The 12,259-nt window shown below is 76.0% G+C and carries 17 protein-coding genes; 8 read left to right on the plus strand and 9 right to left on the minus strand.

Annotation, left to right across the window (positions count from 1 at the left end; translation table 11 throughout):
- Positions 1-13 precede the first annotated feature (13 nt).
- A complete protein-coding gene (locus AC1VL8_RS03470; RefSeq protein WP_483074153.1) occupies positions 14-469 on the plus strand; it encodes a GNAT family N-acetyltransferase in 456 nt (151 codons plus the stop codon).
- A gap of 1 nt (position 470) precedes the next feature.
- Here AC1VL8_RS03470 and AC1VL8_RS03475 read toward each other — a convergent pair whose 3' ends face one another.
- Positions 471-1,400 (minus strand): Fpg/Nei family DNA glycosylase, encoded by a 930-nt coding sequence (locus AC1VL8_RS03475; protein ID WP_483074154.1) that lies wholly within the window; start codon positions 1,398-1,400, stop codon positions 471-473.
- Between the two features lie 241 nt (positions 1,401-1,641).
- Here AC1VL8_RS03475 and AC1VL8_RS03480 point away from each other — a divergent pair, with 241 nt between their 5' ends.
- Positions 1,642-2,085 (plus strand): hypothetical protein, encoded by a 444-nt coding sequence (locus tag AC1VL8_RS03480; protein ID WP_483074155.1) that lies wholly within the window; start codon positions 1,642-1,644, stop codon positions 2,083-2,085.
- 28 nt (positions 2,086-2,113) lie between these two features.
- A complete protein-coding gene (locus AC1VL8_RS03485) occupies positions 2,114-2,356 on the plus strand; it encodes a hypothetical protein (RefSeq protein WP_483074156.1) in 243 nt (80 codons plus the stop codon).
- Positions 2,357-2,359: 3 nt separating this feature from the next.
- On the opposite strand, the gene AC1VL8_RS03490 is transcribed toward AC1VL8_RS03485, so the two are convergent.
- Both AC1VL8_RS03490 and map read right to left on the minus strand, forming a co-directional pair.
- A complete protein-coding gene (locus tag AC1VL8_RS03490; RefSeq protein ID WP_483074157.1) occupies positions 2,360-2,971 on the minus strand; it encodes a dihydrofolate reductase family protein in 612 nt (203 codons plus the stop codon).
- Between the two features lie 94 nt (positions 2,972-3,065).
- Positions 3,066-3,845 carry a type I methionyl aminopeptidase gene (gene map / locus AC1VL8_RS03495; protein WP_483074158.1) on the minus strand — a complete coding sequence of 260 codons (780 nt, stop codon included), beginning with the start codon at positions 3,843-3,845 and terminating at the stop codon, positions 3,066-3,068.
- Positions 3,846-3,911: 66 nt separating this feature from the next.
- On the opposite strand from map, the gene AC1VL8_RS03500 reads away from it, so the two are divergent.
- The 5 genes from AC1VL8_RS03500 to atpC all read left to right on the plus strand — a co-directional run bounded on the left by AC1VL8_RS03500 (position 3,912) and on the right by atpC (position 6,603).
- A complete protein-coding gene (locus AC1VL8_RS03500; protein WP_483074159.1) occupies positions 3,912-4,178 on the plus strand; it encodes a helix-turn-helix domain-containing protein in 267 nt (88 codons plus the stop codon).
- A 73-nt stretch (positions 4,179-4,251) separates the two neighbouring features.
- Positions 4,252-4,593, plus strand: coding sequence for a PadR family transcriptional regulator (locus AC1VL8_RS03505; protein WP_483074160.1), 342 nt, complete (start codon positions 4,252-4,254; stop codon positions 4,591-4,593).
- On the plus strand, positions 4,590-5,732 hold the full coding sequence (locus tag AC1VL8_RS03510) for a hypothetical protein (protein WP_483074161.1): 1,143 nt from the start codon (positions 4,590-4,592) through the stop codon (positions 5,730-5,732). The genes AC1VL8_RS03505 and AC1VL8_RS03510 overlap by 4 nt, the downstream gene beginning before the upstream one ends.
- A gap of 144 nt (positions 5,733-5,876) precedes the next feature.
- Positions 5,877-6,170 carry a hypothetical protein gene (locus AC1VL8_RS03515; RefSeq protein ID WP_389232491.1) on the plus strand — a complete coding sequence of 98 codons (294 nt, stop codon included), beginning with the start codon at positions 5,877-5,879 and terminating at the stop codon, positions 6,168-6,170.
- A 118-nt stretch (positions 6,171-6,288) separates the two neighbouring features.
- A complete protein-coding gene (atpC, locus tag AC1VL8_RS03520) occupies positions 6,289-6,603 on the plus strand; it encodes an ATP synthase F1 subunit epsilon (protein WP_483074162.1) in 315 nt (104 codons plus the stop codon).
- Here atpC and AC1VL8_RS03525 read toward each other — a convergent pair.
- The 6 genes from AC1VL8_RS03525 to AC1VL8_RS03550 all read right to left on the minus strand — a co-directional run bounded on the left by AC1VL8_RS03525 (position 6,600) and on the right by AC1VL8_RS03550 (position 12,229).
- Positions 6,600-7,253, minus strand: coding sequence for a hypothetical protein (locus tag AC1VL8_RS03525; protein WP_483074163.1), 654 nt, complete (start codon positions 7,251-7,253; stop codon positions 6,600-6,602). The genes atpC and AC1VL8_RS03525 overlap by 4 nt on opposite strands.
- Positions 7,250-7,801 (minus strand): hypothetical protein, encoded by a 552-nt coding sequence (locus AC1VL8_RS03530; RefSeq protein ID WP_483074164.1) that lies wholly within the window; start codon positions 7,799-7,801, stop codon positions 7,250-7,252. The genes AC1VL8_RS03525 and AC1VL8_RS03530 overlap by 4 nt, the downstream gene beginning before the upstream one ends.
- A gap of 189 nt (positions 7,802-7,990) precedes the next feature.
- Entirely contained in the window at positions 7,991-8,467 is a 477-nt protein-coding gene (locus AC1VL8_RS03535; protein ID WP_483076179.1) for a GNAT family N-acetyltransferase, read from the minus strand.
- Between the two features lie 80 nt (positions 8,468-8,547).
- Positions 8,548-9,606, minus strand: a complete 1,059-nt coding sequence (locus tag AC1VL8_RS03540; RefSeq protein ID WP_389232503.1) for an ABC transporter permease subunit — start codon at positions 9,604-9,606, stop codon at positions 8,548-8,550.
- Complete coding sequence (locus AC1VL8_RS03545) at positions 9,603-10,682, minus strand: ABC transporter permease (protein WP_389232506.1); 1,080 nt, start codon at positions 10,680-10,682, stop codon at positions 9,603-9,605. Before AC1VL8_RS03545 ends, AC1VL8_RS03540 begins: the two co-directional genes overlap by 4 nt.
- Positions 10,679-12,229, minus strand: a complete 1,551-nt coding sequence (locus AC1VL8_RS03550; protein ID WP_483074165.1) for a sugar ABC transporter ATP-binding protein — start codon at positions 12,227-12,229, stop codon at positions 10,679-10,681. Before AC1VL8_RS03550 ends, AC1VL8_RS03545 begins: the two co-directional genes overlap by 4 nt.
- Between the last annotated feature and the right edge of the window lie 30 nt (positions 12,230-12,259).

Raw genomic sequence — 12,259 nt, forward strand, 5'->3', positions numbered from 1 at the left:
CTACGCTGGTCCGGTGCCCCTGACGATCGAGACCCGCACCGCCGCCACGATCACCGCCGCCGAGCTGTACCCGCTGCTGCGGCTGCGCGTCGACGTGTTCGTCGTCGAGCAGGACTGCCCGTACCCCGACCTCGACGGCCAGGACCTGCTGGACGACACCCTGCAGGTCTGGGCGCACGAGGACGGCGAGGTGCTCGGCTGCATCCGGGTGCTGCGGTCCTCCGGCGCCGAGCCCGCGATCGGCCGGGTGGCGACCGCCGGGGCCGCCCGGGGACGGGGCGTCGCCGCCGCGCTGATCCGGCACGGCCTCACCCTGGTGCGCCCCGGCGCGACGGTGCACCTGCACGCGCAGGCGCACCTCGAGGACTGGTACGCGCGGTTCGGGTTCGCCCGCGCGGGCGAGGACGACGTCGAGGACGGCATCCCGCACCTGCCGATGACGCTGGTCGCACCCGGCCCCGCCGCCTGACTCAGCGCTGGCAGGTCGGGCACCAGTAGAGCTTGCGCCCCGCCATCTCCTCGACGACGACCGGGGTGCCGCACGTCCGGCACGGCTCACCGCCGCGCCCGTAGACCCAGTGCCGCAGCGACCGGTCCCGCAGCGCCGCCGCGCGGCCCGCGTCGTCCAGGTCCTCGCGCGTCAGCATCACGCCCGTGCGGATCCCGTCCGCGAGCAGCACCGCCCAGTCGTCCCACAGCGCCCGCGCCGTCCCGGCCGGGACCCGCCTGCCGGGCACGTGCGGGTCGAGCCGCGCGCGGTACAGCAGCTCCGCGCGGTAGATGTTGCCGATCCCCGCGACCACCGCCTGGTCCATCAGCAGCTGACCGACGGGCGTCCCCCGCGACGTCAGCCGCCGGACCATCTCGTCCCCGCCCGCGCCGTCGTCCGACGCCGGGTCCGGCCCCAGGCGCGCGACCGCCAGCGCCGCGGCCGCCGGGTCGAGCACCTCGCACGCCGTGGGACCGCGCAGGTCCGCGACCGTCGCCTCCGCGGCGAGCCGCACCCGGACCTGCCCGACCGGGGCCGGCGGGAACGGCGCGTCCGGCTCGTCGGCCCCGGCGTCGTCGCGCTCGCGCTCCTCCTCGCCGATCCGGACCGAGCGGCGCACCCGCGGCGCCCCGAGGCTCGCGACCGCCTCCGCCCCCTCGACCAGCGGGGACACCACGCCGTGCAGGTCCCACGCCCCGTACAGCCCGAGGTGCACCCGCAGCACGTGCCCGCCCTCGAACGTGAGGAACAGCTGCTTGCCGACCGCCGACGACCCCAGCAGCTCCCGGCCGTCGAGCAGCGCGGCCCCCGCCGCGAACCGCCCCTGCGGCGACGACACCGCCAGGCGGTGCCCGACGAGGTCCCGGTCGAACTGGCGGGCGATGCGGTGGACGGTGTGACCCTCGGGCATCCGCCCAGGTTAGGCGCGCCCCCGCCGCCGCGCCGCCCCGTACCCGCTCCCCCGTCGCTGTCCCCGCTCCCGCGTCGCTGTCCCCGACGAGGGGTCACGACACGCTGGGTGCGTCGCCCGCACGCCCGCGTGTCGTGACCTCTCGTCGGGCGGAGCGGGTGGGGGTGCGGGAGCGGGTGCGGGTGGGGGGTGGGGGGGTGGCACGATGGGGCGGCCCGTCGCCGTCGTCCGGAGGTCCCGCATGGTCAGCAGCACGTCCGACGCGACCGCGACGGCCCGGGGGCGTCGACGGCCGAGCCCGGTGCTGGTCACGGGGCTCGTGGTCGCGGTGCTGGCGGTGCTGGTGCTCGGCGGGCTGTGGCTGGTCGGGCAGCAGCGGGCGAGGGTCGCCGCGCAGGCGGACCTGGACGAGGCGCTCGAGCGCCTGGCGTCCACCGCCGCGGAGCTGGACGAGCGCGTCGTGACCGCGCGCGACCTGCTCGCGTCGACGGACGGCCGGATCGACCCCGCGGTGCAGGACGAGTTCACCGCCGTGGTGGACGACGCGGCGGAGCTGGACACCAGCGCGCCGACGGACGGCTCGGTCGCCGAGCGCGCGGCGGAGGCTGACCGCCGGACCGACCAGGCCCGCGAGCGGTTCGCCGCCGTCGACTCCGGCTCGACGGACGTCCTGGAGGGGAGCTGACTACTGGGAGCTCGCCGCCGAGGTCGAGGTGTACGAGGCCGCTCTCGTGGCGGTCGACCAGGCCGTCGCCGCGGGCGAGCAGGCCTACGCGGCGGGCTCCGGGGCCCCGGCGGCCCGGGACGCGCTGAGGGCGGCGCTCGACGCGGCCGTCGTCGCGCGCGCGACCCCGGTCGCCGACCCGGAGGACATCGACCTGGTGATCGCGGCGCGCCGCGCCGTCGACGACGCCCGCGCGGCGGTCGAGGCGGCCGTCGCGGGCGTCGCCGGCTGAGGGTCAGGCGCCGGGCAGCGACCCGGTGACGTCCTCGTAGCCCTGCGCACCCGGGAGCGCGGCCGGCGCGTAGACCAGGCGCACGACGCCGGTCGGCAGCACGTCGGAGCGCAGCAGCCGCAGCGGGTAGATCGGCTCGCCCTCGTCGAACAGGCGCTCGCCCTTCCGGGCCGCGACGGGGTGCACCAGCAGACGCAGCTCGTCCAGCAGCCCGGCGGCGAGCAGCTGGCGCACCACGGACAGCGAGCCGGGCACGAGGATCGTGCCGAGCCCGGGCTGGGCCTTGAGCGCCGCGACGGCCGCGGGCAGGTCCCCGTCGAGGCGCTCGGTGTTGCGCCACCCGAGGTCCTGGTCGCCGCGGGTCGCGACGACCTTGCGGGTGTCGCCGAGCTGCGCCGCGAACGTCGCGTCCTCGCCGCCCGCCGCCTCCCGGTCCGGCCACGCGCCGGCGAAGCTGTCGTAGGTGACGCGCCCGAGCAGCAGGAGGTCGACGTCGGCGTAGTCCTCCCCGACCGCGGCGCCCATCCGGTCGTCGAAGTACGGGAAGTGCCACGCCGGGTCGATCTCCGCGACGCCGTCGAGCGAGATGAACAGGGTGGAGACGATCGTCGCCATCGAGGGACCTCCGCGGTCGGGCCGCCGGGTGCGGCACCCGGCCATCACACCCCGGGCGACCCCGCCGTGACCAGACCCCCGCCGCCCGCCGGTCTCAGCGCGCGCGGGTCGGCAGCGTGAGGATCTCCGGGCCGTCCGCGGTGATCGCGATGGTGTGCTCGCTGTGCGCGGTCCGGCAGCCCGTGGCGCTGCGCAGGGTCCAGCCGTCCGCGTCGGTGACGAGCTCGTCGGTGTCGGCCATGATCCAGGGCTCGATCGCCAGGAGCATCCCGGGGCGCAGCGGGAACCCGCGGCCGGGGCGGCCGGTGTTCGCGACGTGCGGGTCCTGGTGCATCGTCGAGCCGATGCCGTGCCCGCCGAACTCCGTGTTCACCGGGTAGCCGGCCCCGGTGAGGACGGTGCCGATCGCGTGCGCGATGTCCCCGGTCCGCGCGCCGGGCCGGGCGGCGGCGATGCCCGCGCCGAGCGCGCGGCGGGTGGTCTCGATCATCGCGACGTCCTCGTCCCGCCGCGCGGCGCCGACGACGAAGCTGATCGCGGAGTCGGCGGCGATCCCGTCGAGCAGCACCGCGAGGTCCAGGGTGAGCAGGTCCCCGTCCGCGAGCGCGTAGTCGTGCGGCAGGCCGTGCAGGACGGCGTCGTTGACGGCCGTGCAGATGTAGTGGCCGAACGGCCCGCGACCGAACGACGGGGCGTAGTCGACGTAGCAGGAGACCGCGCCGGCGCCGAGGATCATCTCCTGGGCCCACGCGTCGATCTGGAGCAGGTTGGTCCCGACCACGGCGCGCTCGCGCAGGGTGTCCAGGATGTCGGCGACCAGCGCGCCGGTGGCCCGCGCCCGGGTCAGCTCGGCGGCGTCGAGGATCTCGATCATGCGGGGGTGCCTCCCGGCGGTGGTGATAACTATCCCGGTAAGACTATCCCGGGTTAGAGTCGGCGCATGGTCCGACTCCCGCTCACCGCCGCGGAGATCGAGCGCGGGCAGCGCCTCGGCGCCCTGCTGCGGCGCGCCCGCGGCGACCGCTCGATGCTCACCACCGCGCTCGACGCCGGCATCTCGCCGGAGACGCTCCGCAAGATCGAGTCGGGCCGGGTCGCGACCCCCGCGTTCTCCACCGTCGCCGCCGTCGCCGCGGTCCTCAGCCTCTCGCTCGACGACCTCTGGTCCGAGCTCGACCGCCCCACCGCCGACCGCCTGGCCTCCTAGCCCCCCGCACCCCCGCCCCGCCGGCGCGGGGGGGGGGTTGCCCCTATGGGTCGGGGGGCGATATATATCGGGGATGACGATGCGGCTGACCGAGCAGGCGTACCTCGTGCTGCTCGCGCTCGCGGACGAGCCCCGGCACGGGTACGGGGTGGTCCAGGAGGTGCAGGAGCTGTCCGGGGGGGCGGTCCGCCTCGGCGCCGGCACGTTGTACGGGATCCTCGACCGGGCGGTCACCGCGGGGTACGCGGAGGCGTCCGGCGAGGTCGTGGTCGACGGGCGCCTGCGCCGCTACTACCGCCTCACCCCGCAGGGGCGCGCCGCCCTGACGACCGAGACCGCCCGGCTGACCGCGCTCGCCCGGCGTGCCGACCGCCTGCTCGGCGGCACCGCCCGACCCGCCCCGGGCATCGCGTGACGACGGGCGCCGACCCGGCCTTCGCGCGGTCCGCCGCCCGGTGGCTGCGGGCCTACCCCCGGCGCTGGCGCACCGCGCGCGCCGCCGAGGTGACCGCCCTGCTCGCCGACCTCGCACCCGAGGGCTCCCGTCGGCTCGACCTGCGGTCCGGCCTCGGCCTCGTCCGCGGCGGGTGGGCGACCCGGTGGCGGGAGCACCCCCCGCTGCGAGCCTGGCTCGGGTACGTGCTGCTCGAGCGCCGGCTCGACCCCCGGTACCGCGACTGGGTGCGGGACGACATCGAGGGCCCGCTGCACGCGGCGCGCCGGACGGTCCCGTCCGGACTCGGCGGCCTGATGGTCTACCTCGTCGCGCGGGCGGGGCACGACGGCGGCGTCCCGGTCGGGTTCGTCGGCGCCTGGCTGGGGGTCGCCGCGCTCGTGGGCGCCGTCGGCGCGCCGGTCCGCCGCCGCCGCGCGGTCTCCCGGTACCTCGTCGTCCAGCCCGGCGAGGTCGTCACCCCCAGCGGCCGGCTGTACGCCCAGGTCGCCCGCACCCGCACCGCCGCACGCCCGTGGCTGACGGTCGCGCTCACGGTGACCGTCGCGGTGCTGGCGGGCTGCTCGGCGGTCGTCGCCCTGGCGCCGCGCGTCGCCGCCTCGGCACCGTGCGGCACCGCGTGCCTCACCGTGTCGACCGCACCCGTGCCGCCCGCCCACCGCTGGACGGTCCTGGCCGGTGGCGTGGTCGGCGCGCTGGTCGGCCTGCTCCTGGCCCGGGGCGCGGCGTCCCGGCTGCGGCGCTGGACGCCGGGCCCGCAGCCGCACCGGTGGGTCGCGCCGCTGCGCACGGGCACCTCCGTCCGGCTGGCGCTGCTGCTCGTCGTGGCCGCGGCGCTCGCCGCCGTCGCGCAGCCGCTGACCGTCCTGCTCGCCGGGCCGGCGGCCGTGGTGGCGTGCGTCCTGCTGCCGGTGCTGGTCGCCGCCCGCCGCGTCGTCGGCACCGGTGCGACCCGCGCGGCCGCCGGGGTCGAGGTCCTGCGCGCGGTCGCCGGCCTGCCCGACCCGCCCGACCGACTCGTCGAGGGGCACGTCCCCGCGACGACGTGGCTCCCGCCCGGCGCGGTCCTCCCCCGCCCGGGCGACCCGCCCCCGCCCTGACCCCCGCCCGCCCGCGCCGGCGTCGGCCCGGCGGCGCGCGGGCGCGTCGGCGGCGATCATCCGCGGTTTCACCCTCCTCGGGCGGTCCCCACGGGGCGCGAGCGCAGCACACTCGACGAGGACCGACCGAGCGCGGAGGTGATCGTGGAGCGGAGCGTCCCCCTGATCGGCGACCTCGGGCCCGACGCGCGCCCGCACGCCCGGATCGTGGTGCTGCACGGTCCGCGGCCCGCGGACGGCCGGACCACGTGGTTGCTCAGCCTGGTCGACCTCGGCGGCCGCGTGCTGGCGCGCGACATCGTGGCGGAGGACGGGATCCTCCCGCTCGACCACCTCGTCCAGCCGAGCCTGGACGCCATCGGCCGCCGCGTGGACGGCGAGTGGGTCAGCGACCAGGACGCCGCGGGTCAACCCCGGCACCGCGCCCGCCTCGCCTGACGAGCCCCGCTACCACGTCCAGGTCGACCACCCCCGGACCAAAGGACGACGGGCCCCGCGCGCCACGCGGCGAGACTCGGGCGGAGCAGAGCCCCGCGCGACCCGAGGAGACCCGTCCGTGACCGCCGAGCAGCCCCGCACCCCCGCGTCCGACGCGCCGACCGACGGCGCCTCGCTGACCGTCCAGGTGGTCGCCCCGGACGGCGTCCTCTGGTCGGGTGCCGCGCGCGGGGTCACGGTCCCGTCGACCGCCGGCTCGCTGGGCGTCCTCGCCCGGCACGCGCCCGTCGCCGCCGTCCTCGGCGCCGGCGTCGTGCGGCTCCGGCTCGCCGACGGGGACCCGGTCGAGGTCGCGATCACGGGCGGCTTCGTCGTCGCGGACGACGACGAGGTCACCGTGCTCGTGGACGCGGTCGCGCCCGCGCAGGACTAGGCGGGCGCGTCCCCGGCCCGGCGACGGCGACGCGCGGCGAGGAGCAGGAGCCCGAGCGCGACCAGGGCACCGGCCAGCGCGACGCCGCCCAGCGCGGGGGCTCCGGTCACCGCCAGCGCACCCCACCCGGGGGTCGGTGCGGTCGAGACGTCCTGCGTGGCCGTGAGCCCGAACGTCAGGCTCAGCCCCACGCCCTGGAGCTCGTCGCCGGCCGTGGCGGGGAGCGCCGCGACGCCGTGCACCGTCACGGGCTCGCCCTCGAGCGTGCCGAGGTCGACCGGCCGGCCCGCCAGGTCGGCCGCCGTCCCCTGCGCGAGGACGGCACCCGCGGAGTCCGCGAGGGTGAGGACCAGCGCGTCGGGTCCGTCGGCGAGCGGGCCGGTCCCTCCGGTCACGACGAGCGAGAGCGCGCTGGGCCCGGTGGTCGCCGGGTGCGCGGTGATGTCGAGCTCCGTGGCGTGCCCCGGGTAGGGCACCGCGAGCCGTGCGGTCGTGGTGGACCCCTCGACCAGGTCGATCCCGGGCCCCGCCGCCCGGGCGGTCGCCGCCGACCCGACGAGCACCCCGGCGGCGGCCGAGACGGCGACCAGGGCGGCCGCGGCCACCAGCCGGAGACCGCGCGGCGGCTGGGGAGTCCGTCGGCGGCTCATCGGCTCGTCCCCTCGAGGAGGACCTGGAGGCCGGTGCGGGCACCCGCCCAGCGGTCGTCGCCCGTGGCCGGGCTGGTGATCTCGACGTCGAGCACCCGGACGTCCGCGCCGTGCGGGCCGACGTCCCCGGGCAGGGTGGCCCGCACCGCGTGCGCGGGTCCGGCGGCGAGCACCCGACCGTCGTCGCGGACCACGACGTGGAGCGAGTCGAAGAAGCCGTCGGACGCCGGCGCCGTGTCGTCGAACGCGACGTCGACCGCGGCCGGGGTGCCCGAGACGTTCCGCACCGCGACGCGCAGCTCGAGCGGCACCCCGGGGACGAGCACGTCGTGGGCCAGGTCGACCGTCCACGCGTCCGTCGAGGAGTGCCAGTCGACGTCGCCGGGCTGCCAGCCCGGCGACGTGCTGCCCGCGGCCTCGATCGCGAAGGTCGTGCCGTCGAAGTCGATCCGGACGTCGTCACGGTCGACGACCTGCGCCGCCGTCAGGGCGACGAGCAGGCACAGCGGGGCTGCGAGGGCGGCGGCCCGGGTGCGGGGCGTGCGCATGCGAGGTCCTTCCGGCGGGGTTCGGGGCGACCGGCGACGCACGGGGGTGCCCGCCCGGTCGCCCCCAGCCTCCGTCGCCCCTGCGCCGCACGACGGCGCGCCGGCGCGCGGTGAGTAGGCCCGGGGCGCGGATGAGTAGCGTCCGCCCGGTACCTGGGTGCCGTACGCACCCGGCCCCCGGGCGACCGCCTAGAGCCGCTTCTCCAGCAGCACCACGTCGAGCCAGGACCCGGCGAGCGGCCCGTGCCCCATCAGCCCGAGGCGCTCGCGGGTGCCCACCACCCGGAACCCGGCGGCGGCGTGCAGCGCGAGGCTGGCCCGGTTCTGCGGGAACACCCCGGCCTGGATCGTCCACACGCCGCCGGCCCGCGCGGAGTCGACCAGGCCGTCGACGAGCAGCCGGCCGACGCCGCGCCCGCGGGCCGCCGGGTCCACGTACACCGACAGCTCGACCACCCCGGCGTACACGCACCGGCCGGACACCGGCGAGACCGCGACCCAGCCGAGCACGGCGTCGTCGGCGTCGAGCGCCACGAGCCGGTGGTCGGGCAGGTGCCCCGCGTCGAACTCGACCCAGGTCGGCGGCTGCGCCTGGAACGTCGCGAGCCCGGAGGCGGCGCCGGCGCCGTAGATCCGCAGCACCGCGTCGGCGTGCGCGGGCGTCATCGGGGCGAGGCGGACGGTGGGCGGCACGGGGCACCTCCGGGTCGGCGGGGTCGCTGCGCCCATCGTCGCAGGTGGGTCCGTCAGCGCCGGCGGGCCACGATCAGCCGCTGCAGCATCACGAACAGCAGCAGCACCCCGCCGATGAACACCCGCGTCCACCAGGAGTCGAGGCCCTCGCGGGCGATCAGCACCTGGATCAGCCCGTACACGAGCACGCCGGCGCCGGTGCCGAGCACGAACCCGACCCCGCCGGACAGCAGCGTCCCGCCGATGACGACCGCCGCGATGGCGTCGAGCTCCATCCCGATGCCGGTGAGGTTGTACCCGGACTTGGTGTAGAGCGCGAACAGGATGCCGGCGATCCCGGCGCAGGTCCCGCTGATCACGTAGACCCAGATCCGGGTGCGCGCGGGGCGCAGGCCCATGAGGCTGACGGCCGTGCCCCGGTCGCTGGCCCCGAGCCCGTAGACGGTCCGCCCGAACCGCGTGTAGTGCAGCACCACGAACGCGATCAGGAGCACCGCGACCGCGATCAGGATGCTCGCGTTGATCCGCCAGGTGGTGCGGCCCTCGCCGAACTTCAGGCTCCACGAGGCGAGCGCGGCGAACCCCTCGTCCTTGATCGCCAGCGAGCTGGTGCTGACGACGTTCGCCAGGCCCCGGGCGAGGAACATCACCGCGAGCGAGGCGATGAAGGGTTGGATGTCGAACACCTGCACCAGGACGCCGATCAGCAGCCCGCAGGCGGTGCCGATCAGCACGCCGACGACCAGCACGACCGGCAGCGGGAGCCCCGCGGTGAACAGCTTCGCGACGACCAGCCCGACCAGCGCCACCACGGCGCCGACCGACAGGTCGATGCCGCCGGTGAGGATCACGAACGTCATACCCACGGCGAGGACCAGCAGGTAGGAGTTGTCGATCATCAGGTTCGAGAACAGCTTCATGCTGATGAAGTCGGACCGGGACGTCGAGTACCGGCTCTGCCCGACGCCGAGCATGAGCACGAGCGTCAGCACCGTGCCGAGCACCGGCAGGAACCGGCGGTCGAGGTGCGCGAGCTGCACGAGACCGGCGAGCCGGCGTCGCACGGGACGCTCCGGCGCGGGGGCCGGGGCGTGCGTGAGCTGGTCGGTCATCGGACGACCTCCACGGGTCGGGGCCGGCTCGCCCGCGCGCGGCGGGACTCGACGAGCGAGCGCAGGTACGGGGACGCCGCGACGCACACGGCGATCAGGACGACGGCCTTGAACAGCGGCGTCGTCTGCGAGGGGAGCTCGAAGATGATGACCGCGCGCTCGAGGGTCGACAGCAGCAGGGCGCCCGCGATCAGCCCTCCGAGGTTGAACCGGCCGCCGTCGAGCTTGGTCCCGCCGAGGACGACGACCATGATCGCGTCGAGCTCCTTGAGCAGGCCGATGTTGTTCGCGTCGGCCGCCATCGTCGGCGCGCCGTAGACCAGGCCGGCGAGCGCCGCGAGGACGCCCGCGATCACGTACACGGTCCAGGTGGTCGACCGCGCCCGGACGCCCGCGAGCCGGCTCGCCTCGCCGTTGACGCCGATCGACTCCAGGAACATCCCGAGGGCGGTGCGGCGGACCAGCAGCGTCACCAGCACGAACACCACCGCCGCGATCACCACCGGCGTCGGCACCCCGAGCAGGAACCCGGACCCGATCGACTTGAACGGCGGGCTGGTGACGGTCGTGATCTGCCCCTGGGTGATGAGCATCGCGATGCCGCGGCCCGCGACCATGAGGATCATCGTGGCGATGAACGGCTGGATGCCCAGGGCCGCGACCATGAACCCGTTGAAGGCGCCCACGACCAGCCCGACGGCCAGCCCCAGCGCGATCGCCACCGCGACCGCGCCGACGGAGCCCGGGTCCGGTGACCCGTCGAGGTAGGTGAGCGACACCGCCAGCGCGATCGCCATGACGGCGCCGACGGACAGGTCGATGCCGCCGGTCGCGATCACCAGGCACATGCCCAGCGCCAGGAGCAGCGGGGTCGCGCTGTTGCGCAGCAGGTCGATGAGCTGGCCGAACAGGTGCCCGTCGCGCAGGGTCACGTCGAGGAACCCGGGGCTCTTCAGCCCGCACGCGACCAGCAGCACGAGCAGGGCGACGACGGGCCAGAACATCCCGTGGTCGGCGACGCGCCGCAGCGCCCGCAGGTCGAGGGTGCGCGCCGGTGCCGGGGCGGGGGCGGTCATCGGGACGTCTCCGCGCTCATCGCGATGGTCTCCAGGACGGTGTCGGTGGTGACGGCGTCGTCGTTCTCGATCTCGGCGATCTTCTGCCGGTCGCGCATGACGACGATGCGCTGGCTGAGCCGGAGCACCTCCTCGAGCTCGGAGGAGATGAACACCACCGACATGCCGTCGGCGGCGAGCTCCGTGACCAGGCGCTGGATCTCGGCCTTGGCGCCGATGTCGATGCCGCGCGTGGGCTCGTCGAGCACGAGGACGCGGGGGGAGGTGGCGAGCCAGCGCGCGAGCAGCACCTTCTGCTGGTTGCCGCCGGACAGGTTCTTGATCAGCGCGTTCGGGTTCGGCGGGTTGATGTTCAGCGCGACGATGTACTTCTGCACCAGCTCGTCGAGCTGGCGGGCGGGGACGCGGCGCAGCGTGCCGCGGCGGGCCTGGAGCGCGAGGGCGATGTTCTCCCGGACGGTGAGGTCCGCGATGATCCCCTCCTTCTTGCGGTCCTCGCTGGACATCGCGATGCCGCGCTGCAGGGCCGCGAGCGGCGTGCTCAACCGGGTGGGCGTGCCCTGGACCCGCAGCTCGCCGTGGTCGGGGCGGTCCGCGCCGGTCAGCAGCCGCGCGGCCTCGGTCCGGCCGGAGCCGAGCAGCCCGGCGACGCCCACGATCTCGCCCGCGTACAGGTTCACGTCGAACGGCTCCACGGCCCCGTCGCGCCCGAGGCCGACGCCCGCGAGCACCGGCACCTCCTGCGCGGAGTGGGTGGTGACCGCGCCGCGGGCCCGCTCCTCGATGCCCGCGAGGTCCTCCTCGGCGCGGCCGATCATGTGCGAGATGAGGTCCCGGCGGCTCAGGTCCGCGGTGCGGAACTCGCCGACGAACCGCCCGTTGCGCAGCACCGTCATCCGGTCGGAGATCGCGTACACCTGCTCGAGGAAGTGCGACACGAACAGGATCGCCACCCCGGACTCGCGCAGCTGGCGGACCACCCGGAACAGCTCGGCGACCTCCGCCTTGTCGAGCGACGACGTCGGCTCGTCGAGGATCAGCACCTTCGCGTCGACGACCAGCGCCCGGGCGATCGCGCACAGCTGCTGCACGGCGATGCTGTGGCTCGCGAGCTGCGACCGGGGGTCGATGTCGAGGTTGAGGCGCTCGAGGACCCGCCGCGCCGCCCGCCGGGTCGCCCGCCAGCTGATGAACGGACCGCGGCGCACCTCGTGGCCGAGCATGACGTTCTCGGCCACGGTGAGGTTCGAGCAGAGGTTGACCTCCTGGTAGACCGTGCTGATCCCGGCCCGCTGCGCGCGGTCCGGGCCGTCGAACACGTGCTCCTCGCCGTCGACCTCGATGCCGCCGGAGTCCACCCGGTACACGCCGGTCAGCGCCTTGATCAGCGTGGACTTCCCCGCGCCGTTCTCCCCCATCAGCGCGTGGACCTCGCCGGCGCGCAGCGTGAGGTCGACACCGTCGAGCGCCTTGACCCCGGGGAACGTGATGGTGATGCCGGTCATGCGCACGACGGCGCGGTCGTCGGGGTGACTCCCTGCGGACATCGGTGTCCTCCTGGTCCCGGGCCGTGGTCG

Source organism: Cellulomonas sp. KU4C (genome assembly GCF_056868065.1).

What these genes read in the sequence shown, in the direction of transcription:
- AC1VL8_RS03505 (WP_483074160.1), top strand. Translation starts at nt 4,252, where the DNA reads ATGACGATGCGGCTGACCGAGCAGGCGTACCTCGTGCTGCTCGCGCTC.
- AC1VL8_RS03530 (WP_483074164.1), bottom strand. Translation starts at nt 7,801, where the DNA reads ATGCGCACGCCCCGCACCCGGGCCGCCGCCCTCGCAGCCCCGCTGTGC.
- AC1VL8_RS03525 (WP_483074163.1), bottom strand. Translation starts at nt 7,253, where the DNA reads ATGAGCCGCCGACGGACTCCCCAGCCGCCGCGCGGTCTCCGGCTGGTG.
- AC1VL8_RS03500 (WP_483074159.1), top strand. Translation starts at nt 3,912, where the DNA reads ATGGTCCGACTCCCGCTCACCGCCGCGGAGATCGAGCGCGGGCAGCGC.
- AC1VL8_RS03535 (WP_483076179.1), bottom strand. Translation starts at nt 8,467, where the DNA reads ATGACGCCCGCGCACGCCGACGCGGTGCTGCGGATCTACGGCGCCGGC.
- AC1VL8_RS03545 (WP_389232506.1), bottom strand. Translation starts at nt 10,682, where the DNA reads ATGACCGCCCCCGCCCCGGCACCGGCGCGCACCCTCGACCTGCGGGCG.
- map (WP_483074158.1), bottom strand. Translation starts at nt 3,845, where the DNA reads ATGATCGAGATCCTCGACGCCGCCGAGCTGACCCGGGCGCGGGCCACC.
- AC1VL8_RS03550 (WP_483074165.1), bottom strand. Translation starts at nt 12,229, where the DNA reads ATGTCCGCAGGGAGTCACCCCGACGACCGCGCCGTCGTGCGCATGACC.
- AC1VL8_RS03475 (WP_483074154.1), bottom strand. Translation starts at nt 1,400, where the DNA reads ATGCCCGAGGGTCACACCGTCCACCGCATCGCCCGCCAGTTCGACCGG.
- AC1VL8_RS03480 (WP_483074155.1), top strand. Translation starts at nt 1,642, where the DNA reads ATGGTCAGCAGCACGTCCGACGCGACCGCGACGGCCCGGGGGCGTCGA.
- AC1VL8_RS03490 (WP_483074157.1), bottom strand. Translation starts at nt 2,971, where the DNA reads ATGGCGACGATCGTCTCCACCCTGTTCATCTCGCTCGACGGCGTCGCG.
- AC1VL8_RS03540 (WP_389232503.1), bottom strand. Translation starts at nt 9,606, where the DNA reads ATGACCGACCAGCTCACGCACGCCCCGGCCCCCGCGCCGGAGCGTCCC.